Source organism: Chryseobacterium gleum (assembly GCF_900636535.1).
Lineage (GTDB): Bacteria > Bacteroidota > Bacteroidia > Flavobacteriales > Weeksellaceae > Chryseobacterium > Chryseobacterium gleum.
On sequence record NZ_LR134289.1, the window covers coordinates 3,673,624 to 3,699,350 of the forward strand.

22 protein-coding genes and 1 pseudogene are annotated in these 25,727 nt (G+C 37.4%); 3 read left to right on the top strand and 20 right to left on the bottom strand.

From position 1 onward, the window contains the following. Positions 1-54 precede the first annotated feature (54 nt). The 5 genes and pseudogenes from sufD to EL165_RS16750 all read right to left on the bottom strand — a co-directional run bounded on the left by sufD (position 55) and on the right by EL165_RS16750 (position 4,654). Complete coding sequence (gene sufD / locus EL165_RS16730; protein ID WP_041462021.1) at positions 55-1,362, bottom strand: Fe-S cluster assembly protein SufD; 1,308 nt, start codon at positions 1,360-1,362, stop codon at positions 55-57. A 158-nt stretch (positions 1,363-1,520) separates the two neighbouring features. Further along, positions 1,521-2,263 (bottom strand): annotated as a pseudogene (gene sufC, locus EL165_RS16735) (Fe-S cluster assembly ATPase SufC). A gap of 18 nt (positions 2,264-2,281) precedes the next feature. Continuing rightward, positions 2,282-2,788, bottom strand: coding sequence for a GNAT family N-acetyltransferase (locus EL165_RS16740; protein ID WP_002982366.1), 507 nt, complete (start codon positions 2,786-2,788; stop codon positions 2,282-2,284). A gap of 4 nt (positions 2,789-2,792) precedes the next feature. Continuing rightward, positions 2,793-4,241, bottom strand: a complete 1,449-nt coding sequence (gene sufB, locus EL165_RS16745) for a Fe-S cluster assembly protein SufB (RefSeq protein WP_002982368.1) — start codon at positions 4,239-4,241, stop codon at positions 2,793-2,795. 83 nt (positions 4,242-4,324) lie between these two features. Continuing rightward, positions 4,325-4,654 carry a HesB/IscA family protein gene (locus EL165_RS16750; protein ID WP_002982371.1) on the bottom strand — a complete coding sequence of 110 codons (330 nt, stop codon included), beginning with the start codon at positions 4,652-4,654 and terminating at the stop codon, positions 4,325-4,327. 213 nt (positions 4,655-4,867) lie between these two features. Between EL165_RS16750 and EL165_RS16755 the strand changes: the two genes are divergently transcribed. Together EL165_RS16755 and EL165_RS16760 are read left to right on the top strand one after the other, a co-directional pair. Continuing rightward, positions 4,868-5,794, top strand: coding sequence for a GLPGLI family protein (locus EL165_RS16755; protein ID WP_002982372.1), 927 nt, complete (start codon positions 4,868-4,870; stop codon positions 5,792-5,794). 12 nt (positions 5,795-5,806) lie between these two features. Further along, the gene (locus EL165_RS16760; protein WP_002982376.1) at positions 5,807-6,646 is read left to right on the top strand and encodes a GLPGLI family protein; all 840 of its coding nucleotides are present in this window, start codon (positions 5,807-5,809) and stop codon (positions 6,644-6,646) included. 56 nt (positions 6,647-6,702) lie between these two features. Here the strand turns inward: EL165_RS16760 and ypfJ are convergent, their stop codons facing one another. The 13 genes from ypfJ to EL165_RS16825 all read right to left on the bottom strand — a co-directional run bounded on the left by ypfJ (position 6,703) and on the right by EL165_RS16825 (position 22,708). Beyond that, positions 6,703-7,566: a KPN_02809 family neutral zinc metallopeptidase gene (ypfJ, locus tag EL165_RS16765; protein WP_002982380.1), complete on the bottom strand. Its 864-nt coding sequence runs from the start codon at positions 7,564-7,566 to the stop codon at positions 6,703-6,705. A 65-nt stretch (positions 7,567-7,631) separates the two neighbouring features. Continuing rightward, complete coding sequence (locus EL165_RS16770) at positions 7,632-9,710, bottom strand: LTA synthase family protein (protein ID WP_002982383.1); 2,079 nt, start codon at positions 9,708-9,710, stop codon at positions 7,632-7,634. A 167-nt stretch (positions 9,711-9,877) separates the two neighbouring features. Next, a complete protein-coding gene (gene ribH / locus EL165_RS16775) occupies positions 9,878-10,396 on the bottom strand; it encodes a 6,7-dimethyl-8-ribityllumazine synthase (protein WP_002982386.1) in 519 nt (172 codons plus the stop codon). A gap of 3 nt (positions 10,397-10,399) precedes the next feature. Then, positions 10,400-11,107: a YfgM family protein gene (locus tag EL165_RS16780; protein ID WP_002982387.1), complete on the bottom strand. Its 708-nt coding sequence runs from the start codon at positions 11,105-11,107 to the stop codon at positions 10,400-10,402. Between the two features lie 227 nt (positions 11,108-11,334). Then, the gene (locus EL165_RS16785) at positions 11,335-11,871 is read right to left on the bottom strand and encodes an adenine phosphoribosyltransferase (RefSeq protein WP_002982390.1); all 537 of its coding nucleotides are present in this window, start codon (positions 11,869-11,871) and stop codon (positions 11,335-11,337) included. 3 nt (positions 11,872-11,874) lie between these two features. After that, on the bottom strand, positions 11,875-13,074 hold the full coding sequence (locus EL165_RS16790; RefSeq protein WP_002982392.1) for a hypothetical protein: 1,200 nt from the start codon (positions 13,072-13,074) through the stop codon (positions 11,875-11,877). 116 nt (positions 13,075-13,190) lie between these two features. Beyond that, positions 13,191-14,207: a hypothetical protein gene (locus EL165_RS16795; RefSeq protein WP_002982394.1), complete on the bottom strand. Its 1,017-nt coding sequence runs from the start codon at positions 14,205-14,207 to the stop codon at positions 13,191-13,193. 94 nt (positions 14,208-14,301) lie between these two features. After that, positions 14,302-15,633: a hypothetical protein gene (locus tag EL165_RS16800; protein WP_002982396.1), complete on the bottom strand. Its 1,332-nt coding sequence runs from the start codon at positions 15,631-15,633 to the stop codon at positions 14,302-14,304. An 8-nt stretch (positions 15,634-15,641) separates the two neighbouring features. Next, a complete protein-coding gene (locus tag EL165_RS16805) occupies positions 15,642-16,331 on the bottom strand; it encodes a c-type cytochrome (protein WP_002982398.1) in 690 nt (229 codons plus the stop codon). Between the two features lies 1 nt (position 16,332). Further along, the gene (locus EL165_RS16810) at positions 16,333-16,854 is read right to left on the bottom strand and encodes a DUF3341 domain-containing protein (protein ID WP_027371993.1); all 522 of its coding nucleotides are present in this window, start codon (positions 16,852-16,854) and stop codon (positions 16,333-16,335) included. Continuing rightward, positions 16,841-18,238 (bottom strand): NrfD/PsrC family molybdoenzyme membrane anchor subunit, encoded by a 1,398-nt coding sequence (gene nrfD, locus EL165_RS16815; RefSeq protein ID WP_002982402.1) that lies wholly within the window; start codon positions 18,236-18,238, stop codon positions 16,841-16,843. Before nrfD ends, EL165_RS16810 begins: the two co-directional genes overlap by 14 nt. Before the next feature lie 25 nt (positions 18,239-18,263). After that, entirely contained in the window at positions 18,264-21,326 is a 3,063-nt protein-coding gene (locus tag EL165_RS16820; RefSeq protein ID WP_002982404.1) for a TAT-variant-translocated molybdopterin oxidoreductase, read from the bottom strand. A gap of 23 nt (positions 21,327-21,349) precedes the next feature. Continuing rightward, on the bottom strand, positions 21,350-22,708 hold the full coding sequence (locus EL165_RS16825; protein WP_002982405.1) for a c-type cytochrome: 1,359 nt from the start codon (positions 22,706-22,708) through the stop codon (positions 21,350-21,352). Between the two features lie 184 nt (positions 22,709-22,892). On the opposite strand from EL165_RS16825, the gene EL165_RS16830 reads away from it, so the two are divergent. Beyond that, positions 22,893-23,450 (top strand): hypothetical protein, encoded by a 558-nt coding sequence (locus EL165_RS16830; protein ID WP_002982407.1) that lies wholly within the window; start codon positions 22,893-22,895, stop codon positions 23,448-23,450. A 53-nt stretch (positions 23,451-23,503) separates the two neighbouring features. Here EL165_RS16830 and EL165_RS16835 read toward each other — a convergent pair whose 3' ends face one another. Then, positions 23,504-24,781 (bottom strand): DUF6080 domain-containing protein, encoded by a 1,278-nt coding sequence (locus EL165_RS16835; protein WP_228370570.1) that lies wholly within the window; start codon positions 24,779-24,781, stop codon positions 23,504-23,506. Between the two features lie 72 nt (positions 24,782-24,853). Continuing rightward, positions 24,854-25,669: a T9SS type A sorting domain-containing protein gene (locus EL165_RS16840; protein WP_002982411.1), complete on the bottom strand. Its 816-nt coding sequence runs from the start codon at positions 25,667-25,669 to the stop codon at positions 24,854-24,856. Positions 25,670-25,727: the final 58 nt, after the last annotated feature.

The window sequence follows — 25,727 nt, forward strand, 5'->3', positions numbered from 1 at the left end:
AAATAAAAAGCACTTCATTTGAAGTGCTTTTGTGTATCAATATATATATAAGTCTTAAAATTCTATATCAACTTCCAGTTTCTCAGCCAGCAGCTTTGAAATTTTTTCTTTCAGAGGTTCTATGTCAATGTTCTGCATTGCATCATTTGCGAATGCATATAGAAGTAATGCCTGGGCCTCTTTTTTAGAGATCCCTCTTGCTCTCAGGTAGAATAATGCATCCTCATTCAATTGGCCTACGGTACAGCCGTGAGAACATTTTACGTCATCAGCAAAGATTTCTAATTGAGGTTTAGTATCGATACTCGCTCCTTCACTTAGCAAAACGTTATTGTTCTGCTGGTAAGCGTTTGTTTTCTGAGCGATTTTATCAACAAAAACTTTTCCGTTGAAAACTCCGTGGGCATTGCCATCGAAGATTCCTTTATAGTTCTGGTAGCTTTCACAGTTCGGGAAGTTGTGGTGAACCGCTGTATGGTGGTCTACCAGCTGATCTTTTCCGATGATGGTGATTCCGTTCATGAATGAATTGATATTCGATCCGTTATGAATAAAGTCAAGGTTATTTCTTACCAGTTTACCTCCGAAAGAGAATGTGTTTACAGTGGTTAAACTGTCTTTCTCCTGTTTTGCGAAAGTATTATCGATAAGGTAAGTTGTATTGTTATCGTTCTGAAGTTTATGCCAGTCAGCTTTTGCATTAGGATAAGTAAAGATCTCTGTAACAGAGTTGGTCAATACATAAGAGCTGTCAAAATTATGATGGCTTTCAATCACTTCTACTTTTGCACCTTCTTCTACGATCAAAAGATTTCTGGTATTGTAAAATGTATTTTCCTCCTGGTTCTGGGAAATGTAAAAAACGTGAATTGGCTTTTCAATGACTACATTTTTAGGTACTTTCAAAAAGAAACCATATTTGCAGTAAGCAAGGTTTAAGTTTGTGAAGGCCTGTTCTTTAGACGCAATAGTATTGAAGTATTTTTCAAAAACCTCTTTGTGCTTCTCATCATTCAATGCGTAGTTGAAAGAAAGGAACTCTACGTTTTCAATAGAAACTTTTGAAAGTTCTTTGTGAAGTTTGCCGTTTACAAAAACGATCCAATCAAAATTTTCTTCTCCAAGATGCAACTCATCAAACTGCTCTTTAGTGATATTATGGTTCTCTTTCGGGAAGAAGTTGTAGCTTTTTTCCGTGATCTCCTTTAGATTGGTATATTTATATTCTTCGTCTTTTTTAGTGGGAAAACCAATATTGTTAAATCTTTGAAGCGCCGTTTTTCTTTCATCATCCAGAAATCTGTGACGAAGACTCTCCAAAAACTCATTATGGTTCTCTATAATTTGTTCTTTTAATGCCATTACTGGTATATCTGTGGTTTGCACCATTTTTTCTTTTTTTTGAACTAAAATATTGTTATTCCGAGGAATAGGAATCCAATTTTTACTTTAGAGATTCATACTTGCTGCATTTCATGAATGGTTGGCATAATTTCAAATCTCAAATAGTAAATTTCAAATTAATTTAAAAGCCAGTCGTAACCTTTTTCTTCAAGTTCTAAGGCTAAAGACTTATCACCTGTTTTGATGATTTTCCCGTCTGCTAACACGTGAACGAAGTCAGGCTGAATATAATTAAGTAATCTTTGATAGTGCGTAATCAAAAGAACTGCGTTTCCTTCGTTTTTAAAATAATTTACTCCGTCTGCTACAATTCTTAAAGCATCGATATCAAGTCCTGAATCGGTTTCATCAAGAATAGCTAATTTAGGATTAAGCATCATCATCTGGAAGATTTCGTTTCTTTTCTTCTCACCTCCTGAAAATCCTTCGTTCAGAGATCTTGAAAGAAAATCTTTTTGATGCCCAGTTTTTCAGATTTCTCACGGATTAAGGCAAGCATTTCTTTTGCAGGCATTTCTTCCAGTCCGTTTGCTTTTCTTGTTTCGTTCAAAGCAGCTTTGATAAAGTTGGTTACGGAAACCCCCGGAATTTCCACCGGATACTGGAAAGAAAGGAAAATTCCTTTGTGAGCTCTATCTTCAGGAGCATCTTCGCTGATGTCTTGTCCTTCGAAAAGAATCTCTCCACCAGTCACTTCGTAATCTTCTTTTCCTGCGATTACAGAAGAAAGGGTAGATTTACCGGCTCCGTTTGGCCCCATGATAGCGTGAACTTCGCCTGGCTTTATTTCAAGATTGATCCCTTTTAATATTTCTGCGCCATCTTCAATTTTGGCGTGAAGGTTTTTAATTTCTAACATTTTATTTGCTTAAACAAATTATTTTTGAATTCTATATACTAAACTTTCAGGTTGACCAGGAACGTCATTAAGGGTCCCGATGTTGATCATACCTGCCTTTTCCAAAACTTTAACAGAAGCTATATTGCTGGGGCGGACAATAGCAAAAATTTCTTTATTGTTGCCCTCATTAAGCCCAAAATCTATAGCTTTCCTGGTGAATTCTGTGGCATATCCTTTCCCCCATGCCTGGGAAGCAAAACGATAGCCTAAATTCAATTTTTCTTCTTCTCCGTAGAGTTTATAGCTCAGACCTCCAAAACCTAATATATTTTCAGGGCTTTCCTTTTCAGCAATTGCCCAGCTTCCGAAATGATACCTTTCCCAGTGTTCAAGCATTCTGGTAAATGTACTTTCTGCTTTTTGAAAACTCATGGGTCCGGCTGGATTATGAACATTGGTTTCAGGGTCATGATTAATTTCAAAGAATTTTTCAAAATCTTCTTTTGCTGGTTTTCTTAAAATTAATCTTTCTGTAGCTAACATATCTTTATCCTACTGATCCTTCTAATGAAATTTCAAGTAGTTTCTGAGCTTCAATAGCAAACTCCATTGGAAGTTTATTTAAAACCTCTTTACTGAAACCATTTACGATTAAGGCAATAGCTCTTTCAGTATCAATACCTCTCTGGTTACAGTAGAAAATCTGATCTTCTCCGATTTTTGAAGTCGTTGCCTCGTGCTCCAGTTGTGCGGAAGGATCTTTAATTTCAATATAAGGGAAAGTGTGTGCTCCACATTCATTACCCATCAACAGAGAATCACACTGGGAGAAGTTTCTGGCCCCTTTTGCAGAAGGCATTACTTTCACCAGTCCTCTGTATGAGTTCTGGGATTTTCCTGCAGAAATACCTTTGGAAATGATTGTTGATTTGGTATTTTTTCCAATGTGGATCATTTTTGTTCCTGTATCTGCGTATTGGTGGTTGTTTGTTACTGCGATAGAGTAGAACTCTCCGATTGCATTGTCTCCTTTAAGGATGCAAGACGGATATTTCCATGTCACTGCAGAACCTGTTTCTACCTGCGTCCATGAGATTTTCGCATTTCTTTCGCAAAGCCCTCTTTTGGTTACAAAGTTGAATACTCCACCTTTTCCTTCTTCATTACCAGGGTACCAGTTCTGTACCGTTGAATATTTAATTTCAGCATTGTCTAAAGCAATAAGCTCAACCACTGCTGCGTGAAGCTGGTTTTCATCTCTTGACGGAGCTGTACACCCTTCAAGATAAGAAACATAACTTCCTTCATCTGCAATCACAAGGGTTCTCTCAAACTGTCCTGTTCCTGCCTGATTGATACGGAAATAAGTGGAAAGCTCCATTGGGCATTTTACTCCTTTGGGAATATAACAGAAACTTCCGTCAGAGAATACTGCGGAATTCAATGCTGCATAAAAGTTATCTCCTCTCGGAACTACTTTTCCAAGATATTTTCTTACTAAATCAGGATGGTTTTTAATAGCCTCAGAAATTGAACAGAAAATAATTCCTTTTTCTGCCAATGTATCTTGGAAAGTGGTTTTCACAGAAACTGAGTCCATTACGATATCTACGGCAACGCCCGAAAGTCTTTTTTGCTCTTCGATATTAATCCCTAGCTTTTCGAATGTTTTCAATAATTCAGGATCTACTTCATCAAGACTTGCCAACTCAGGCTTTACTTTAGGAGCAGCGTAGTAACGGATTGCCTGAAAATCTGGTTTTTCATATTTGATATTAGCCCATGTAGGCTCTACCATTTTCTGCCAGATTTTGAAAGATTCCAGTCGCCATTCAGTCATCCATTCCGGCTCCTCTTTCTTAGCGGAGATGGCACGGATGATATCCTCGTTTAAACCAATCGGGAAATCTTCATAGTCTATTTTGGTTTCCCAACCGAATTCGTATTTTTTATTTTCTAGATCGACTCTTAAATCGTCTTCTGTATATTTACTCATTATAATTTTTTAGATTTCAGATGTTAGATTTCAGAATTCAGAATAGCTCTGAGGTCTGAAATCTAGGATCTAATGTCTTTTCTCTAAAGACTAAATGATTCCCCGCATCCACATGTTCTGGATGCATTCGGGTTGTTAAAAACAAACCCTTTTCCGTTCAATCCTCCTGAATATTCAAGAGTTGTTCCTGCTAAATAAAGGATGGATTTTTTATCTATAATAATTTTAATGTTATTATCTTCAAAAATCTGATCTGCGTCTGTTTTTTCGTTGTCAAACTTTAAAACATACTCTAAACCAGAGCATCCGCCGCTTTTTACCCCTACTCTTATATAATCTTCAGCAGGGTTAAAACCATCTTCCGTCATCAACTGGATGGCTTTTTCCTTTGCATGGTCTGATACTTTTATCATTGTATTTATTTAGAATGATTTAATGATGCAAAAATACGAACTAATTTCCGCAATCTCAAATCGAAGATATCTATTTTAATGATTCTGATATTAATAGGGATTTTAAAGGCAAAGATTTATGTTAAAAACAGATAAATTTCTTCTCTTTATGTGAAGATTTCATTTGTAATTTTAACCTTCTGAGGTATTTCCGATCTATAAAGAAAATTGGTAATGGGACAAAAAATCATAACTTTTTTTGTGTTGTTTTTTACTGCAATATCTTATGGGCAAACCACAAGATTCGTTTATGAAACGCTGGTAAACCCGGATTCAATCAATCTGGTAAGCATGAAAAGTGAGAGAACTTTTCTGGATATTAAAGAAGGACATTCCTTATTTATCAGTGAAAATAAACTAAAAAGAGATTCTCTTTTTACTTCTGTAAGATCAGAAGCGAAAGAAACGAAAAAAGAAGAAAAAGATTTTTCAAAAATGGAAGGGAGAAAACATTTTGAGCCTACTTTTTTTGAATATTTTATTACCAAAGCTATTCCGGAACAGAAAGTGTATTACTATGAAAAGGCTGCCGGAAAACAAATTTACTATCAGGAAGACAGACCTGTAAAATGGGAAGTGACCAATGTAATTGAGAAACAGAATGGATATTCTGCTCAAAAAGCAGTCACTGAATTTGGAGGAAGAACCTGGACGGCATGGTTTACCAAAGAGATTCCTTTTTCTGATGGACCTTATAAATTTTCAGGACTGCCAGGACTTATTGTAAAGCTGGAAGATGACAAAGGAGATTATAAATTTGATCTTGTTAAAAAGATTAATATTAAAAATGCTTTTGAAGAACAGATTCAGCCGGATGCCAAACAAAGTACAAGGATAAATTTCCATGGCGATAAAGCAGCGTTGGAGCTGGAGTTTGGTAAAAGCAGAAAAGCAATGGCTGGAAATATGAATTTTGGAGGAGGAAAACATGGTGGCATGGGTGGAATGAGTGGCGGAGGAATGAGAGGCGGTGGCCATGGCGGTGGCGGAATGCACAGAGGAATGGGTGGTGAAAATCAAGGAATTCCTGTCTCAACAGATTCGTCTGGAGAAGTTCCTTCTTTGACCCATACAGCCCAGAATCCAATTGAATTAAAATAAATAAAAATATAAATGAAAAAATTAGGTATTATCGCATTGGCACTCTTCATACAGAATGTTTCTGCACAGACAAACAGGTTTGTGTATCAGGTGACTATGAAACCGGATGCAGAAAATAAAACAGATATCAAGACAGAAAATGCTTATCTGGATATTTCTCCGGAAAAATCAGTTTTTTATTCTGAAAACAGAATCAAAAGAGATTCTATCATGCAAAAAGCATTTCAAGGTGGAGGAGGAAGAGGAAGTATCAACAGAGATCAGATGGAAAGTCTGAGGTCCAATATCAACTATTCCGTAGAAAAGGATAAGACAAACCAAAAGACCTACTTCAAAGACAGAATCGGACGTGATATTTATTCATACGAAGAAGACAGACCGCTGAACTGGAAAATAGAGTCAGAAACAAGAAAAATTGGCGAATACAAAGTTCAGAAAGCAGAAACCGATTTTGGAGGCAGAAAATGGACTGCCTGGTTTACCACAGATCTTCCTTATCAGGACGGACCATACAAGTTTGGCGGACTTCCGGGATTAATTGTAAAAATAGAAGATGACAAAGGAGATTATTCTTTTGATCTCATGAAGAATTACAAAATCGCAGAATTTCCGACTTTGAACCAGTTTGGGAACACTTTAAAAGTGAAAAGAGCCGATTTTGTAAAACAGCAGCAAAAGTTTAAAACAGATCCAATGTCATTTATGAATCAGGGTGGTGGTGTAGCTGCACCCATGAGAACTGGAGGCCCTGGAGGGGGAGGAAATCAGAATCCTGCCGATATGAGAAAGAGAATGGAGGAGCGGATAAAAGAAGAAGCAAAGAGAAATTCTAATCCGATCGAATTACAATAATAAAAAAATGCGGTCTCACACTGAGATCGCATTTTTATTATTTAAAGTTTTATAAATTATTTCAACAACTGGTTGAAAGTATCACCCTGTCTGATATCTCCGGTATTGTATCCTTTCATAAACCATTCTTTACGCTGTGCAGAAGATCCGTGAGTAAAGCTTTCCTGATTTACATATCCCTGTGCTCTTCTCTGGATATTATCATCTCCAACAGCTTCTGCAGCATCTATTGCAGATTCAATGTCTCCGGGCTCCAGAATATGTTTGCTGTCATTGGTTCTTTTTGCCCATACTCCTGCATAGAAATCTGCCTGTAATTCTGTAGCAACGGAAACTCTGTTCATTTGCTCTTCAGAATATCTTCCGCTTCTTCTTAACGCATCTACTTTTTGAGTAGTTCCCAAAAGAGTCTGAACATGGTGTCCTACTTCATGCGCAAGAACATAAGCTACCGTAAATTCTGTTACTTTAGCTCCGAATTTTTGCTGAAGTTCACCAAAAAAACTCATATCCATATAGACTTTCTGATCAGCCGGGCAATAGAATGGTCCCATGGCAGACTGAGCTGTACCACATGCTGAAGAAGTTGTATTTTCGAAAAGAACAATACCCGGATCGGTATATGTCATGCCGTTTTCTTTAAAAATCTGAGTCCAGGTCTGGCTATTCCAGGCATCCATCATTTTTACCATTTCACCAATCTGCTTTTCACCGGCAGTCAGTTCTCTTTGTTCTCCAGTATTGCCTGAAGGCTGCATGCTTCCGGAATTCAAAATACCGGACGGGTCACCTCCTAAAAAGAACACGATGGCTGCTATAATTAAGGTTCCGAGCCCGCCTCCTACAATCATACCGCCACTTCCGCCTCCTGAACCACGGCGGTCATCAACGTTTCCGCCTCTGTCGTCTGTCCATTTCATATTAATAAATTTATCGGTTAATTTAAATATTTTACACCAGATTATGAGCGAAAATATTTAGATATTTATCTGTTAAGTTGCTTCGTTTTTAACCAGTAAGAAGTGGACTGATATGCTGATACAGCGTCATCTACTAGTTTCTGATCTGGATTTTTTAATAGTTTTTCATCGTAATACAGCTTAAACTCAGGCGCCAGATCACTTTTTTCCAGTTCCAGAAAATATTGTTTTACCTTTTTTACCGGAGAAATAATAGTCAGATGTCCGTCTTTTATAAGGCCCAGGTCCTGATAGGTTGCCACATAAGCTTTAGGCTGGAATTCCGGTTTGAACACATCCTGGCCCAGGAATTTAGACTGATAGCTGAAATTCAACAATCCGAAAAGTGTAGGCATCACATCAATCTGAGACATCAACCCATTGAATTTCTGCGGCTGGATAAACCCTTCTGAGAATACCATCGCAGGAATTCTGTATTTATCCATCGGAAGCTCTGTTTTCCCGGCACTTGATGCGCAGTGGTCTGCAATGATTACAAAAACCGTGTTTTTATACCAATCCTGCTTTTTAGCCATCTCAAAGAACAGTTTAAGTGAGTAGTCTGTATATTTTACACCTCCTTCACGGGATTTTGCTGTTCCCGGAATATCGATTCTTCCGTCAGGATAAGTAAACGGTCTGTGGTTGGAAACAGTCATCCAGTGATTGAAAAATGGCTTTCCTGATTTCGCTTCAGCATTCATTACCTGAATGGCTTTTCTGGCCATATCTTCATCAGCAACACCCCAAACATTGGAAAAAGTAATTTCTTCAGGTTTAAAGCTGTTTCTGTCTACAATACCATATCCGTTTCCTCCGAAGAAATCCTGCATATTGTCGAAATAGCTGTACCCTCCGTATAAAAATTTGACATCATATCCTTTGGATTTAAAAACATTTCCGGTTGTGAATTTATTCTTATTGTCATCTCTTTTGATGATACTTTCTCCCGCAGTTGGAGGAATACACAATGTTAAAGCTTCCAGGCCGCGTACAGTTCGGTTTCCGGTAGCATAAAGATTGGTAAACATCAGAGACTTTTCTGCAAGGCTATCCAGGAAAGGAGTAATTTTCTGTGTATTTCCATAATGCTCCATGAAATCTGCGGAAAGGCTTTCGATAGAAATCAATACTACATTTTTCTTCATTTCCGGCTGTTCAGCAACAATTGCTCTTGATAAGGTATGCTGCGGGTACTGGCTCAGGAAATTCTTTTCAGCCTGCTGCTGGTTAATCTGTGAATAAAACTGGAAATAATCCAGCTCATTATGAGTAAATGCCCAATAGAACTTAGGAAGTCCGTTCGCTTCAATTTCATCAGCAAAAACATTGTCTGATCTGATCTGCATTAAAGAAGGTATAGCCAATGCACTGAGAGCACAAAGCACCATAAAACTACCGAGAAGCACCATTTTTTGTTTAAAATCAGGAAGGTCCAGAAGTTCATCTTTCGTTTTCCTATAAATAAACCATGTAATGGCAAGTGTAACGATCATAATTGCGGAAAACAATGGAATAACAGGATAACTTTCCATGATATTTCCGATCACCTCATTCGTATAAATAAGATAATCTACTGCAATAAAATTATAACGTACCCCGAATTCATTGTAGAAGAAATATTCACTTACGCCGTTGAAAATAATCAAAAGAACGTATAATAATAGCGTGATGAAATACAGGGTATTACGGATTTTAATTCTTTGTGCAGGAAGGAAAAGCATCAATCCGAAGAAAAGAGTTTTTATTCCTACGAAGACAAGAGCGATTTCCATTACAGAGCCGCCGTATTGCTTGAAAATATTGTTCGGCACAAGCCATATATAAAGGAAGAACAGAACCAATGCTCCCAAAATAATGTAGCCGTAAGGTTTTTTATATTTCGAATTGGAAAGGAAGAGGAAATAAAGGGCGAGAATGGAGCTGGCCAGAATGAAGACAAAAACGTCATTTACCAGACCTATGAGCAGAACCTTTACGACTTCGAAAAATCCAAAACTAGCCGTTGTAATAGGATGAAAAAAGAATATTGTTCTTATTATCAATGAAATAATAAGATAGAAAATTCCTAAATAAAGGAAGGGTTTTATTTTTTTTAAAAACATGTATTGTCTGTTTTTATTAGTTTTCACAAAGATAGTTTTTGTAGAGAACTTTTGGTGGAAAAAAACAAAAACATCCTTTTTATTAATGAGATTTATGATTTATTAATATTCCAATAAAAAAGGACTATTAATAAATAGTCCATGATATTTTGAAAGAGAATCTCCGGTTAAGAGTGTCCGAAACCGATATTCCCTTTTTTATCAGATAATTTCTTTTTGAAATCAATCATTCTAAGAGCCGTTACGGCTGCTTCCACCCCTTTGTTTCCAAGATCTCCACCGCTTCTTGCAATAGATTGTTCTTTGGTATCATCTGTCAATACACAGAAAATAGTTGGAGTATCAGTCATAATATTACAATCCTTGATTCCCTGTGCTACTGCAGAACATACATAATCAAAATGCGGTGTTTCTCCACGGATTACACATCCGATAGAGATTACTGCGTCATACTTCCTTTCTTTGCAAAGCTGCATACTTGCATAGCTTAATTCAAAAGCGCCCGGAACAGGGAAAAGCTTGATGTTTTCAGATTTTACGCCTTCTTTTTCAAGAATTTCCAAAGCTGCATCACGAAGATTGTACGTTACAAAATCATTCCACTCAGAAAAAACAATGCCGATAGAAAAATCTTCGGCATTAGTTATATGAAGTGGCTTGTAATCGGAAAGATTAACTGTTGCCATTTTTTAATAATATTTAGTCATTTCAATATAAGAATCAGACATTCCGTTGTCGTAGTCCTGATATTTTTCGTCAATTGTAGCGAAGTATTTTTTAGCTTCTGCATTTTTCTTTAATCCTAATGCAACGATACCTGCTTTTCTTGTGAAATAATAAGTAGTATAAGGATCATCTGATGCAGATGCTGCCTGATCTAATAAAGAAAGAGCTTCGTCATTTTTGTTAAGACCTGATTTTGCATCAGCCATAGCTCCATACTTCATTGCCATCAGAGTTTTGTTTTTGGAAGAGAATTTATCCAAAAGATCGTAAGCTTCCTGGAATTTTCCTTCTTTGAATTTTAATAAACCGGCATTGTAAGCAGAAAGTTTACCAATTTCAGTAGAAGAATATTCATTAGCAGTACCGATAAAGCCTGGATTAGCCGCAGATTTTCCGCCTAAAGCATCTTTATCTTTACCTTCTGTAAGGTTTTTTTGAGCAGCAAGGAAACTTTTTACAGCTTCAGCGTTCTTTGGAGCAATTACAAATTGCTTATAAGCAAAGAATCCTAAAACCCCTAAAAGCAATGCTCCAAATATTAATCCCAACGGTTTTGAATATTTTTCAACAAATCTCTCAGTGTTTAATGCTTCTCTGTCAAGGTCTTTAAAGAACTCAACCGTTTCTTTACCTTCTTGCTCATTCTGAGCACTCTTTCCCAATTTTGCCATAAGTTTTTAAAAATTGAAATGCAAATTTAATTGTTTCTGAATGATTTACAAAATACTTTCTGAGTATTATTAATGAAATTTTATGAATTGTAGTTGTGAATGATGAATTAATTAAAAAAAGATGCTTCGACAGAATCAGGATGACACTTCTAATATGACCTGTTCAAATCTCACAGTAATTTATTAGGGTTGTCATGCTGAGCATGTCGAAGCATATATATTAAATCTTAATATTCTAAAATATGGTAGACTTCAGCACCGAATTTTTTTAACTTTTCATCACCTCCCAATCCTTTTAGGCCGATCAGAAAGCTGAATTGTGAAACGGTAGCACCTTGTTTTTCTACCAGTTTGGCAGCCGCCTCTGTGGTTCCTCCTGTTGCTAAAAGATCGTCGTGAATTAAGACTCTTTGTCCTGGCTTTAACTGTCCTTCCCGGGTTTCGATAATGGCGCTTCCATATTCCAAATCATATTCTTCTGAAATGATGGGAGGGGGAAGTTTTCCGGCTTTTCTGATCAGAATAAACGGAACTTCCAATGCCACAGCAATAGCAATTCCAAAAAGGTAACCACGGCTTTCTATTCCGCAGACTGCATCTATTTTTCCTTTACTGAAGGCTGCAAGATCTGCAATTACCTCTTCGTAAAGTTTTGGGTTTAAAAAGATAGGTGAAATATCCTTAAACTGTATTCCCGGAATCGGAAAATCAGGGATGTTTTCAATTGTTTCTTCTAATTTGTTGATCAGTTCTGCTGAAGTCATTTATTAATTGATTTTATAACTGGAAATTTTCCAGTCTCCGTTTACATTTTTAAGCCCGAAAGTTACTTTTAGGGAAGTAGTCTTTCCGCTTTTATCCGTTACATCATAAGTAGCATTTACGCTGGCGCTGTTGGCTGTAGCGCCGCTAGTCGTAATATTCTTTACGCTCACGTTTTTCACAGACCCGAAACCTGAAGTAGGGTTTGAGAAAGATTCGTAGCTACCCCAGCTAGGATTGCTGGATGTTTCATAGGCTGCTTTCAAATTCTGAGAGCTTACGCTGTTCAAAAATTTGCTTACTGTATTTTTAGGATCTGTGGTCGGCTGTTTTGGTGCAGCTGGTGCTGCAGGAGTAGCAGCTGCAGGATCTGTAGTAGTTCCGGAAGGAGCTGTTGGGTTATTTGGATCTACCACTGCGCTTGGCTGTTCCGATACAGCTGTAGAATCGGTTTTTGGAACAACAGGCACTTTCAGGGCTGCTGCATTCACATCAAGCCCGATTTTTGACATTTTGAAAGTTTTAGCTGTTGTCTTTACAGAAACTGTAATGTCTATTTTATTGTCCACTACTTTAGAAGCAGGGATAGAGGAGAATTTCAGGTTGAAACCTTTGAAGTTGTTATCCTGCATCAGGTTTTTGGCTGTTGCCAGTCTTACACCGTTACTGAATACTTCAAGAGTAGCTTCGAGGCCGGCTCCTGTAAATGATACAGGATTTCCTGCTGCGTCTACAAGTCTCGGAACAATCTGAATAGCTGTAGGCGCTCCGGTTCCGTCATCACCTGTAGGTCTTGTCACAAGGCTTAATGATCCTGCTTTTACATCATTTGGATCGCTTTCTTTAGCTTTATCATCCCCGAAGATATTCATTTCTCCCAGTGATGGAGGGGCAGTACTTGCCCATTCGATTCCGTTTTTCTGTGCAACTTCGTCAGCCATAGCCATGATCTCAGGAACTTTTTTCCCATTGATCAGTTTTCCCAGGGCCTTCAGCTCATTGATATCACCATCAGCTTCTACTCCAAAAGTTTTAAGGATATAAAGAGCTTCATTAAACTTAATTTGTTTAATGGTAGGTAAACTGGAAGTCATATCGTTGATACTTGACTGCAGTGTTTTAGTATTCGTAGCATCTACATGATCTTTCTTGCATGCTGTAAAAAGCAACAGACTGAAAACAAGTAGAAAAGAAAACTTTTTCATTTTTATTTGGTTTGTTGCAAATTTAATAAAACCTTTATTAATACTGGATTTTTATTTTCACTTTATGTTTTATAGACTGTTATATTCCTGTTCACAGTAGGCATAATCGTAAATTTTTACTTTTTGTTAGGCTGTTCTTTCAGATCTCCTTTGAAAAAGTTACTGAAGATCGTCTGCATATTGGGAAATGATGCATCCTGCCAGTAAGGGGTTTTATAATTGCTGTTGTCCTTATCAAATTTTACTTTTTCTATATCGTTGTCATTGTTGAAGCTTAATTCTGTAGGATAGAAATTATTATAAACGGCAATCTGATTATATTCAGGTTCACTTTTGTGTTTTAGCTTAACAAAAACAAGTTCGTTATATTCCAGAAAATCTTTTAATGTTTTTTCAGATCCTTTTTCAAACGACATATTTAAAATAGTTCTTATATCATAAAATCTGTATCCGAAAAATGAAAATTCTTTTTCCTGAAGAATTCCTCCTGTTACTTCAATCTGATCTCTGCGATCTCCTTTCAATTCTCTGATCGTATTTTTTGAGTTTTTATATTCTTCGGGATTCCCTACATTTTTAAGCTTTGGAAGATTCAGTGAGTTGCCATAATCCCATGATGAAGTTTCTTTCTTTTCGTTTTTAGATTCTGCCATTCTGAATACTCGGTACTGCTCTACGTGGGTACTTTTCAGTTTTTTTGTTTTGTTGTCGAAAATATAGGTTACAATTCCGTCTGCATAACTGTTCAGCTTATTATTTACCGTAACATAGGCATTAAAATTTCCTTTGATAAAAATATACTTGGCAGGCTTACTGTTCTTGATAACTACTGTTTCAATTTCTTTTACCTGATCATTAATTTTTATAACCGATTGGTCAAAGTCCGAATATGATAAAGTAGCTACCGGAAAATTATTATAAACAAGCTGAAACTTTTCCTGGGAAGGCGACAATGACTGTTTATCAATCTTACCTTCAATATCTGAATAGGCTAAGATGGTTCCGTCTTTTCCAAATACTGAAACTCTGGGAAGAGGAATATTATTTTTTTCAGAAACGAAAGTAATGGTCTGAGCCTGGATAAAGCTGACTAAAAAAAAGAATAGTGAATAGAGGAAAAGTTTTGTTTTCATAATAAGATTTGTTTTAGCGGTTGATCAAAATGCATAAAAAAAGACTGATCGTTTTAACAATCAGTCTTTTATCATTTTATTTTGTTACAAGTCCTTAGAAAGGATACTCATAAATTTCAGATTCGTGTAAGAATGGGTTTCCTGTAGGGATCAACTTCAGTTTAGATAAAGCTGAAAGTACAGTAAACATAAATAATCCAACTACAAACAGGATAGCTCCAAGGATTAAAAGGAATACTTCAGGAGTGTTCCAGTATGGTCCTACTGTTCCTGGCATTACCATGTTAAAGTAATCTAAGATGTGTCCTAAGATCACAACTACTGCCATTGTAGTAACTACTTTGTAATTTCTCTTGATGCTGCTGCTTACTAATACCAATAATGGTAATAAGAAGTTGATGATCAACATTGGTAAGAAAGTAGGAGAGTAGTGCTGGAATCTACCGAAGAAGTAGTTAACCTCTTCTGGAACGTTGGCGTACCAGTACAACATGAACTGAGCAAACCATGTATATGTCCAAAGCATACTTGTAGCGAAAAGGAATACTCCTAAATCGTGTAAGTGGTTATCATTGAACTGTGGTAAGAAACCATTTTTCTTAAGGTAAACACTTAATAAAATGATTACGGCAATACCACTTGAAAGGCAGCTAACCATTGAATACCAGATATACATTGTAGAATACCAGTGAGGGTCAATAGACATCAACCAGTCCCAAGCCCATGCTGCAGAAGCAAATCCGAAGAATGCGATGTATCCTACTGACCATCTGTAAAGCATCTGGTACTCTACTTTAGACTTCGTTTCATCTACTTTCTTAGACTGAGCTTTCAATTTCCATGCGAAGAAAGAAGCACCAATCACATAGATTAAAGTTCTTACTGCGTAGAAAGGAATATTCAAGAATTTTTTCTTTTCGAATAAGATCACATCAAAATGCGGAGAATCCGGGTTTGTCAATTCAGGGTCCATCCAGTGGAATAGGTGACCATTATGAGTGATGTTTAAGATCATCAGGATTACCAGGATTGCACCACCGTAAGGGATATAAGAAGCAATAGCTTCCATTACTCTTGTAATGATGATAGGCCATCCTGCGTGTGCAGCGTGCTGAATAGAATAGAAGAATAATACGCAGCAGCTAACTCCAAAGAAAAATACAGCTACAAAATGTATTGCTGCTAAAGGCTGGTTGTGTACCTGCAATGTAGCGTGCTCAAGGTGAGCCGCGTGATCCTGAGGTCCAACCATTTCACTTGAGTGTGTAGGAGCCGTATGACCTGAAGCATGAACAGCTTCCATCATTTGTTCTATTTTCTCAGTAGAAATTCCTTTGTTCAAAAAGAAACCAATACCGAAAAGAACTAAACCTACAACAAGAAGTATTATAGAAGTTGATTTTAATTTTGGTGAAAAACTATACATTTCTTTTCTTATTTTTTAGTTTCGGTAGTCGTTTCAGTTGTTGCTGGTGCCGCCGCTGTAGCTGCTGCCGGTGCTGCTGCTCCTTTTTTGAAAGCACTCATCACATACATTGCTACTCTCCATCTGTCTCCTGCGTTCAGTTGTCCCGCATAAGATCCCATGGCATTTCTACCGTTTGTTAATACGTAATGAACAGATCCTACAGTAATTTCTCTGTCAGCATAGTTCGGTACTCCGGAGAATGCTCCACTTTGTACGATAGGTCCTTGCCCATCACCTCCTGTTCCGTGGCATGCAGCACAAGTGTGATCAAACAATATTTTACCTCTTTCAAGGTCCTTCGCTGCGTTAGCCGGGTTCAAAGGAGATACTGTAAGTTTTTTAGAAGCTTCATACCCTGCGTTGTACTCGTCAACATTTTTAGGTAATAAGCTTTCTTCAAAAACTCCGTCTTTATTCTGAGGAACTGATCCTTCTACAGGAGAAAGACCTGTTGCTCCATTATTTTTAACAAAAGCAGGAATTTCATTTTCATGATCTGAATACGCATCCTGAGCCTTCATCAATGGATCATAAGCTACCGGAAAATACATGTCCGGGAAATATACCAACGGAGTGTTCTCCTTTGGTCCGCAAGAGTTAAGTAAAACTGTTGTTAAACCTAAAACTGCTGTAATCTTTAATACATTCTTTTTCATTTTAAGCGTCTTTAACAGTTATTTCTTCAACTCCAGTTTCAATAAGCAACTGCTTTACAGATTCTACATCTTCAGTTACGAATTCCATCATGAATTTATCATCAGTAGTTCTAGGATCTGGGTTCTGAGCCGGAGCTCCCGGATACATTTTGTTTCTAACCAAGAAAGTTAAAGACATCATGTGAGCTGCACAGAATACCATTAATTCGAACATTGGAACTACGAATGCAGGCATGTTGTGTCCCCAGTCAAAAGCTGGCTTACCACCGATATTCTGAGGCCAGTCGTGATTCATCACATACCAGGTAAGAGTAGCACCGATAGTTACACCATAACAAGCGTAGATGAAAGCAGCATCAGAAATTCTGGTTTTCTTTAAACCTAAAGCTTTGTCTAGTCCGTGAACCGGAAACGGAGTATAAACTTCGTTGATTGCGATTCCTTTATCGTTGAATGCTTTAACGCCGTTCATTAAATCGTCGTCGTCAGCATAAAGTCCGTATACAATTTTAGTGGTGCTCATCTCCTTCTTTTGCTTTATAAGTTTCACCTGAGATTTTCAAAATCGATTTTAATTCAGCCTGTGCAATTACAGGGAACGTTCTTGCGTATAATAGGAATAATACAGAGAAGAATCCGATTGTTCCTAAGTATACACCCACATCAATGATCGTTGGCTTAAACATAGTCCATGATCCTGGTAAGTAGTCTCTTGAAAGGTTGATAACGATGATATCAAAACGCTCGAACCACATACCGATGTTGATGATTAATGCAACAATGAATGTCCAGATAATGTTCGTTCTTAGTCTCTTGAACCAGAAAGAAGCAGGAACAACAAGGTTACAGATGATCAATGACCAGAATGCCCACCAGTAAGGTCCTACAGCAGCACCCGGAGAAAGATATGTGAAATCTTCGAATCTTGAACCTGAGTACCATCCGATGAAATATTCAGTGGCGTAAGCTACCGTTACCATACCACCAGTTAAGATAATTACGATGTTCATAATTTCGATATGATACATTGTAATATATTCTTCTAAGTGACAAACTTTTCTTGCAACCAACAATAGGGTCTGTACCATTGCAAATCCTGAGAAGATCGCACCAGCAACGAAGTAAGGAGGGTAGATAGTTGAGTGCCATCCTTTAATTACTGAAGTCGCGAAGTCGAAGGATACGGTTGTGTGTACTGAGAATACAAGTGGAGTTGCCAAACCTGCAAGAACCAAAGAAAGTTCTTCGAATCTTTGCCAGTGTTTTGCTTTACCACCCCAACCGAATGCAAGGAATGTATAAATTTTCTTAGTCCAAGGAGTTTTAGCTCTATCTCTGATCATTGCAAAGTCAGGGATTAGACCCATGAACCAGAATACAGTTGATACTGAGAAATACGTAGAGATCGCAAATACGTCCCAAAGTAGAGGAGAGTTGAAGTTCCCCCAAAGAGAACCGAATTGGTTTGGTAAAGGGAATACCCAGTATCCAACCCAAACTCTACCCATGTGGATTACAGGGAAGATTGCCGCCTGTACAACTGCAAAGATCGTCATCGCCTCTGCAGATCTGTTTACAGACATTCTCCATCTCTGTCTAAATAATAATAATACTGCGGAGATTAGGGTCCCGGCGTGACCGATACCTACCCACCATACGAAGTTGGTAATATCCCAACCCCAGTTAATAGTTCTGTTAAGCCCCCATGCTCCAATACCTGTCCCGATAGTGTAAGCGATACAGCCGAATCCATAGAGGAATAGAACTAGCGCAGCATATAATGAGATCCACCATAATTTACCTGCTCTTTCTTCGATAGGTCGTGCGATATCTTCTGTAATATCGTGATAAGTTTTGTGACCAATAATTAGAGGTTCCCTTATCGGAGCTTCGTAATGTCCTGACATTTTTTACCTATTTATTATTTAAACTTTATTTTTCTACTCTGTTTCTTACTTTAGTGTGATAGAACACGTTTGGTTTTGTTCCGATCTCCTCTAGTAAATAATATCTTCTGTTAGAGGCATATACCTTTCTAATTTCAGAATCTTTATCATTCATATCTCCAAATGTCATTGCTCCGGTAGAACAAGCTTTAGAACAAGCAGTCTGGAATTCTCCATCCTTCACTCTTCTTCCTTCTTTCTTAGCCTCAAGAATTGTATTCTGAGTCATTTGGATACACATTGAACATTTCTCCATTACCCCTCTAGTTCTTACAACTACATCCGGGTTAAGTACCATTCTTCCTAAATCATTGTTCATGTTGAAATCGAACTTGTCATTTAGGTTATAAGTAAACCAGTTGAAACGTCTTACTTTGTACGGACAGTTGTTTGCACAATATCTTGTACCGATACATCTGTTGTAAGCCATATGGTTTTGACCTTGCTTACCGTGTGAAGTAGCCGCTACCGGACATACCGTTTCACATGGAGCGTGGTTACAGTGCTGACACATTACCGGCTGGAAGATTACATCCGGATTATCAGCTGGGTGGTTCAATGCACCTCCCTCTTTGTTGAATGCAGTACCGTATAATTCTGGTACAGCCATTCCGTCTTTTAATCCTTCGTATACTTCTACCGTTTGTCTTGAAGAATAGTAACGGTCAATTCTTAACCAGTACATATCTCTTGACATTCTTACCTCTTCTTTACCTACTACAGGAACGTTGTTTTCTGCCTGACAAGCAATGATACAAGCTCCACAACCTGTACAAGAGTTCAGGTCAATAGATAAGTTGAAGTGAGGACCGTCTGTATCATCGAAAGCATCCCAAAGGTCGATTTTTCTTGCTGGAAGAGCTCCGCTGATCGTGTGGTATTCCAAAGGCTTATTCCATCCTTTGTGCTCATCATCGAAAGCTACGTTGATGAAATCTGCCAAAGGAACTTCTTTCGCGATCTCATAACGACCCATCAATGTATTTTGAAGCTGGATCCCTGCAAATTCGTGATCTTCTCCTGTTTTCTCGATTTTAACACCTGAAAGAACAAGATTAGAACCGTCAAATAAAGGATAAGCATTTACACCAGTATCAGCAGTTGCTCCTGAGTTTTTCTTACCATAACCAAGTGCAAGACCTACAGATCCTTCAGCTTGTCCTGGTTGTACGAATACAGGAACATCTTTTATTGTTACTCCGTTTACAGTAAGGTTTACGATAGAACCATCTAACTGCATTCTTGCGTTAAGATCGTTATCAATTCCGAACTTTTCTGCGTCTTTTGGAGAAATTGTCAAATAGTTATCCCAAGACATTCTTGTGATTGGATCAGGTAATTCTTGTAACCAAGGGTTGTTTGCCTGAGTACCGTCTCCCATTGAAGTCTTAGTGTATAATACTAATTCTAATTCAGAAGGTTTAAAGTTTCCTAGTTCAGCAACAGCCTGAGCAGCGTTTCCGCCTGCGTAAGATAATGTTGTTGAATTAGTAGATGCGTTGATACCGTTATACAATGCTTTGTTGAAAGAAGTACCACCTAAAAGAGAAGCAGAGCTTGCTTTTAAATAATCGTAGTAGTTGTTTGCTGCATTGTTTTTCCCGTTCTTCCAAACCAATAGAGATTCTTCAATCTGTCTTGATTTGTAGATTTTCTGGATGGTAGGCTGCATTAATGAATATACTCCTGTCTGTGGTTCGATATCTCCCCAAGACTCTAACCAGTTAGCAACCGGAATTACAGCTTTCGCTGCTTTGTACATTTCATTTTTCTTATCTGCTACAGCAATTACGTAAGGAACTTTAGATAAAGATTTTTTGAAATCTTCTCCTTTTGGATGAGAGTAGATAGGATCTACATTGTTGGTAACTAAAACACCAACCTGTCCACCGTTTACCCATCCAAGGAATTCCTGGTATCTTGCACCATCGAATTCTTTCAGTAAGTTGGCTTTACCTGTGAAAGCTACTGAACCTAATTTCTGGTTGATTAAGTGTGCTAAAACCTGTGCTCCTTTAGAACCGTCAGCAAAAACAACAGCTTTGCTTCCTTTTGCTTTCAATTCGTTAGCAATTTCAGCAGCAGTCTTATCAGAAGTACCACCACCCACGATTGCATTGTAAACTTCAACTAAAGTCTTGTTTACAGCACTTGGTTTTAATCTGTATCTTGAGTCAGCGTTAGCACCGGTTAATGACATGTTAGACTCCACCTGGATGTGTCTTAACATGTTTGGTCCTGGCTTTCTTGCTGCTGCGTAAGAAGTCTCTAAGCTTGAAGCGTTATAATCTCCTAAGAAATCAGCCTGGAAAGAAACTACCAGCTCAGAACCTCTAAGGTCATAAACAGGTAATGCTCTTTGTCCGAATACTTCCTGCGCTGCATCTAATTGTGCAGAGTAAGGGAAGGCATCATAAGTTACTAATTCTGCTGTAGGATATTTAGCTTTGAATTCAGCGAATAACTTTTTGAAAGTTGGTGAAGCAAAAGAGTGTGATAAAACCACAATCTTTTTGCCTGACGCTTTAGCTTCTTCCAAACCTTTAATAACAAAACTGTCTACTTTATCGAAAGTTTCGTCTTTTCCGTCCAGTTTAGGCTGTTTTACTTTATCGTTATCATAAAGAGAAAGTACACTTGCCTGAGCTCTTGCGTTAGTTTTACCTAAATCGCCGCCAGCCGGGTTTGGTTCAATTTTGATAGGTCTTCCTTCACGGGTTTTTACTAAAACACTAGCAAAATCGAAACCGTCAAAATAAGTTGAAGCGTAATAGTTAGGGATTCCCGGAATAATATCATGTGGCTTTACCACATAAGGAATCGTTTTGATTACCGGAGCTTCGCAGGCAGCTAATGTTACTGCTGCTGTAGAGAATCCTAGTAATTTAAGGAAATCTCTTCTTGAAGTACTTGATCCGTTTTTCTCAGCATCTCCAAGGAAATCTTCTACCGGAATTTCTTCCTGAAACTCTTTCTGAGCCAGCTTATTATTCAAAGCTGGATCTTTAAGTTCATGAATACTTCTGAATTGTATTTTGTTTGAAGCCATTTATACTTCTAATTTTTTAGTTATTAATAATGACATTTACCACACTCAAGACCTCCAATTGCATCTACAGTGATTTTACCTCCATCTTGTGGATATTGTTTTTTCAACTTGTCATGTAGATTCTTGAAGTACTCTTTATTATAACCGTTGTTCATATCAACTTCAGTAGTTCTGTGGCACTCGATACACCATCCCATAGTAAAGTCGTTAGCCATCTGAACAACATTCATTGTATCAATTTTACCGTGACAAGCTTTACATACAACATCAATTTTGTTGTTAGGATTCTTTTTGTTGAAAGAATTGATGATTGCCTGTTCTCCAGCAATAACGTGCTGAGAGTGGTTGAAGTAAACGAAGTCTGGCATGTTGTGGATTCTTGTCCATTCAACCGGTTGTGTTTTTCCTGTGTACTGTTGTTTTGCAGGATCCCAACCTGTTGCAGCGTAGATCTTCTGGATTTCACCGTCATAGAATGCCTTGTCTTTTCCTGGCTCCATGTAGTGATCTGCGTTGTATTCAGAAATTGTTCTGTGACAGTTCATACAAACGTTCATAGAAGGGATTTCAGATACTTTTCCGTATTTAGCACTGGAGTGACATAACTGACAGTCAATTTTCTGTTCTCCAGCGTGGATTTTGTGAGAGAAGTAGATAGGCTGTTCAGGCTTGTACCCTTTGTAAACCCCAATCCACATCAACCAGTTCCATACTCCGTAAGCGGCCAGAATAGCAAGAATTGCTAATAAACCTTTTCCAATGTAGTGGAACTTCTCATACATTTCACTGAACGAACGAACTCTTGTTTCGTTAAGTCCTGCTAAATCTTCAGATTGACCCAATTTTACCAATTGTCTTAGTTTTACCAAGATCCAAACCAGTAAAGCTGCGATCGCTAAAAGTGAAATGATGACAACGTTTGTAGTAGTTTTGTCTGCAGGAGCTGCCGCAGTAGCGTCAGTTGCAGGAGTTGCTTCCGGTTTTTTCTCCTCCGGAGCAGGAGGGTTAGTTGTGAAAGCTAAAATGTCGTCAATATCCTTGTCTGTAAGATTCGGAAAGACCTGCATTTCAGTCTTATTAAACTTTTCAAAAATCTCATTGGCGTATTTATCCCCAGAAGCTCTAAGAGCTTTGTTGTCTTTGATCCACTTGTGAAGCCAGTCTTTGTCTACACCACCTTCTGTCTTTACACGTTCTACAACCCCTTTTAAAGGTGGTCCTACAACCTGTTTGTCCAGCGCGTGACATGCAGTACAATTCGCTTTGAAAAGTTTCTCTCCGTTTTTAGGATCGCCGTCTTGCCCGTAAAATGAAGCACTGGTTGATAGCAATAAGCCTATCGCGATCAACGTTTTTTTATAATGCTTTCTCCAACTAATCATTTAAATTATCTTATGTTAGTAAATTATTGAACATTCAATCAATTCGGCAAAAATAATATTTTTAACAGAAATTTAACGGCATATAAAAAGGGGAAAATGTCATTTAAGGTTAATTTGTATTGATTCTAAATAACCTGTTTGGTATAGTTTTTTAATTTGTATAAATTTGCGGAAACAAGTTTAAATGAGAAATCTAATCAAAATATTTTCGATATTATCATTATTTGGATTTTATAATATTGAGGCACAGCAGGTTGTTAAAAAAGATACCCTATCGGGAACGGAGCTTGTCATGACGATGGATTCCAAAATTAATGCTGCTTTGGAGGGAGTTGAAGGGAAATGTGCTAAAGCTGTCCCAACAAATTCCACTAAGGATTTCAGCAATAATGATAGTGGAATTTCTACCGGAATAAATACAAAACCTCCTAAAATCTTTGTGCCGAGCAGAGAGCTTACCAATGCTGAAATTTGTAGAAAAAATCCTAGAATTTTAGGGTTCAAAATCCAGATTACGACAGTGAAAAGTAATGAGGAAGCTAATGAGGTAAAATCTTATTTCAGAAAGAGATTTCCTAATTTGAAAGTGGAAACTGATGCTTCTTTAAGACCAAATTATAAAATTTTAGCAGGAAGTTATTTCACAAAACAAAGTGCAGCAAGTGACCTTTCCAGAATCAGAGAATATTTCAAATCTGCAGTAGCAGTGCAGTATAGAATTTTTTGTGCTGAAGCAAAATAAGAACGATTTATTCAACATAAAAAACAAAAGCTGAGAAATTTTCTCAGCTTTTTTTATTGATAATAATTTTCCATGAACCAGAAAAATTCTGTCATTCTAAAGATATTATTGACCAACAGGTAAGTGAATAATATCACCAGTGTCAATGTTAAAAATGACATGATTTTAGGTGAGGATCTGTAAGCGTAAAACAGCCATCCTAACAGGATAGGATACACGAAAACAAAATGCCCCCCATAGATATAGGAAGTATGAAGTCCGAACCTCATCACACAATGGATGATGATATCAACTGCAAATGAAATAGTGATGATCTGGACCCATTTATTCCTGAAATTTTTAAAATAACTCCAACTTATCAGAATCAATAATATTGCTATAAAAAAGTAAGGCAGAGCGGATGAATAAAGATCCATATAAAGCCCTTTGAAATTGAATCCCTTCATATTATGTTTATCAGACATAATAAAGCCTGGGAAAAGAATATTTCCCCCAAAAAAGAAGGACAAAATCATATCCCATGTCGGCATCGATTCTACATTTGAGAACTTTTCATATTGCTGATTGGTTTTTGAAAAGATATTCTGGTATTTAAAATCAATCCTGTTCAGGTAAAGAAGTACAAAACAGATCACAGCAACAACGACCCTAAGCGCAGCATTCGCGAATTTTTTCCAGCTTTTGAAAAGATCTTTTTCAAAAAGGAGCGGGATAAAAACCTTTATAAAATTAGTTATAGTAAGTCCTCCGATCGTAATACCCGCGAGTGATAATGCGACAGCAGGTGTCTTTTCTTCTTTTTTTAATTTAATGGCTGCATAGTGATTGTATAGAGAAAGCAAAAATAAAGTATATGTGAAATTCTCCGGAGTAAAAGAGAGAACAATGTTGGTTGAAAAAGCTCCAAAGAAGAGAATAATCAAGATGCTTAACCCCAAAGGAAGGTGAATAATATTCTTTAAATATTTGAAAACCTGAATAATATTCAATGAGATGATAATATTGCTCAGCCATGCCAGGGTAAGTCTGAAATTAGCATCCATTTTTCCTCCTGAAATGAATAATGAGAATTCTCGTACCCAGTTGAAAAAATAGTAGGACAGGGGATGTCTCTCAAAGCTTCCTCCGGTCATCAGGATCGATTTATTATCAAAACTGAAATATGCATCCCAGGGAATTCTGCTGTCGAAAATGATCCTGTAATGAAGGGCAATATAAGATCCCAGAATTCCATAACAGGTGATAAAGAACAGAAATACTGCCACTTCTGTATAAGAGGAAGGAAAGATCAGTTTGAAAAAACTGATGATTTTTGTTTTGATAAAAGACACTGCCAAATTTTTTGCAAAAGTAAATAAAAAAACCACCAAAGCTGGTGGTTCTATAAGTTTATATAAATGGTGTTATTGTTTCATTACTTTTTCCGTTTTGGAAGTTCCGTCTGAGAAGTCTACTTTTAGTAAGTATGTTCCTTTTGGAAGTGAAGAAATATCCAGTCTCTCAGAAGAATTGTTGAGCAGAGATTTTCCGCTTACATCAAATACTGTAGCAGATTTGATTTTTTTATCTGTTTTGATGTTTATTTCTCCTTTTGTTGGGTTAGGATAGATATTAGTAACGTCTTTTACTTTGGCATTTGTTTCCTGAGTGGATAATGTGCCATTTGCCCAAACCTCAACATCATCTATTGAAAGGCTGTCCGCATCATTAGCTACGTAATGGAATCTGAATTTTACATTAGCCTGTCCGGCGTATTGAGCTAAACTAACCGTAATAGCCAATGTTTCGTAATCTGTATAAACTCCATAGTTTTCTTCAACCCATACCTGGTTCCATGTAGTTCCCCCATCTGTGGATACTTCTACTTTTAAGTCTCCGTTAGGATTAGGATCAACCATATATTCATATCCTATTTTGGCCTTAAATTTTAACACCGGATTTGTTGTTCCTGCCAAACTGAAGGAAGGGCTTGTTAAATGGGCATCCTGTGCCTGAGCAATCCACCCGATACCTGCAGATTTTCCACCTGTAATGTTAAATGTGGCCTGACCGGTTGCATTGAATATTGTTGTTGTGAACCCCCAAGGTCTTGATGCTACATTTGTTCCTGTTGTCCATCCTGTCGGAGGGAATATCGTACCCTGAAAAGTCTCTGTGAGAATCTGTGCATTTCCCCATATAGAAGAGACTAAGAAAATGAATAGTAATTTTGTTTTCATTTGGTTTACGTTTAAAGTTGATAGTAAATGTAATAAAAAAATGAAAATAATTACTAAT

Bases quoted from the DNA above. Each gene is read 5' to 3' on its own strand.
- nrfD (WP_002982402.1), bottom strand. From the start codon at position 18,238: ATGTCAGGACATTACGAAGCTCCGATAAGGGAACCTCTAATTATTGGT.
- EL165_RS16825 (WP_002982405.1), bottom strand. From the start codon at position 22,708: ATGATTAGTTGGAGAAAGCATTATAAAAAAACGTTGATCGCGATAGGC.
- EL165_RS16760 (WP_002982376.1), top strand. From the start codon at position 5,807: ATGAAAAAATTAGGTATTATCGCATTGGCACTCTTCATACAGAATGTT.
- EL165_RS16740 (WP_002982366.1), bottom strand. From the start codon at position 2,788: ATGTTAGCTACAGAAAGATTAATTTTAAGAAAACCAGCAAAAGAAGAT.
- EL165_RS16780 (WP_002982387.1), bottom strand. From the start codon at position 11,107: ATGGCAAAATTGGGAAAGAGTGCTCAGAATGAGCAAGAAGGTAAAGAA.
- EL165_RS16820 (WP_002982404.1), bottom strand. From the start codon at position 21,326: ATGGCTTCAAACAAAATACAATTCAGAAGTATTCATGAACTTAAAGAT.
- EL165_RS16830 (WP_002982407.1), top strand. From the start codon at position 22,893: ATGAGAAATCTAATCAAAATATTTTCGATATTATCATTATTTGGATTT.
- sufD (WP_041462021.1), bottom strand. From the start codon at position 1,362: ATGGCATTAAAAGAACAAATTATAGAGAACCATAATGAGTTTTTGGAG.
- EL165_RS16840 (WP_002982411.1), bottom strand. From the start codon at position 25,669: ATGAAAACAAAATTACTATTCATTTTCTTAGTCTCTTCTATATGGGGA.
- EL165_RS16810 (WP_027371993.1), bottom strand. From the start codon at position 16,854: ATGAGCACCACTAAAATTGTATACGGACTTTATGCTGACGACGACGAT.
- EL165_RS16790 (WP_002982392.1), bottom strand. From the start codon at position 13,074: ATGAAAAAGTTTTCTTTTCTACTTGTTTTCAGTCTGTTGCTTTTTACA.
- ribH (WP_002982386.1), bottom strand. From the start codon at position 10,396: ATGGCAACAGTTAATCTTTCCGATTACAAGCCACTTCATATAACTAAT.
- sufB (WP_002982368.1), bottom strand. From the start codon at position 4,241: ATGAGTAAATATACAGAAGACGATTTAAGAGTCGATCTAGAAAATAAA.
- EL165_RS16795 (WP_002982394.1), bottom strand. From the start codon at position 14,207: ATGAAAACAAAACTTTTCCTCTATTCACTATTCTTTTTTTTAGTCAGC.
- EL165_RS16785 (WP_002982390.1), bottom strand. From the start codon at position 11,871: ATGACTTCAGCAGAACTGATCAACAAATTAGAAGAAACAATTGAAAAC.
- EL165_RS16750 (WP_002982371.1), bottom strand. From the start codon at position 4,654: ATGATAAAAGTATCAGACCATGCAAAGGAAAAAGCCATCCAGTTGATG.
- EL165_RS16770 (WP_002982383.1), bottom strand. From the start codon at position 9,710: ATGTTTTTAAAAAAAATAAAACCCTTCCTTTATTTAGGAATTTTCTAT.
- EL165_RS16800 (WP_002982396.1), bottom strand. From the start codon at position 15,633: ATGTATAGTTTTTCACCAAAATTAAAATCAACTTCTATAATACTTCTT.
- EL165_RS16755 (WP_002982372.1), top strand. From the start codon at position 4,868: ATGGGACAAAAAATCATAACTTTTTTTGTGTTGTTTTTTACTGCAATA.
- EL165_RS16805 (WP_002982398.1), bottom strand. From the start codon at position 16,331: ATGAAAAAGAATGTATTAAAGATTACAGCAGTTTTAGGTTTAACAACA.
- ypfJ (WP_002982380.1), bottom strand. From the start codon at position 7,566: ATGAAATGGACAGACGACAGAGGCGGAAACGTTGATGACCGCCGTGGT.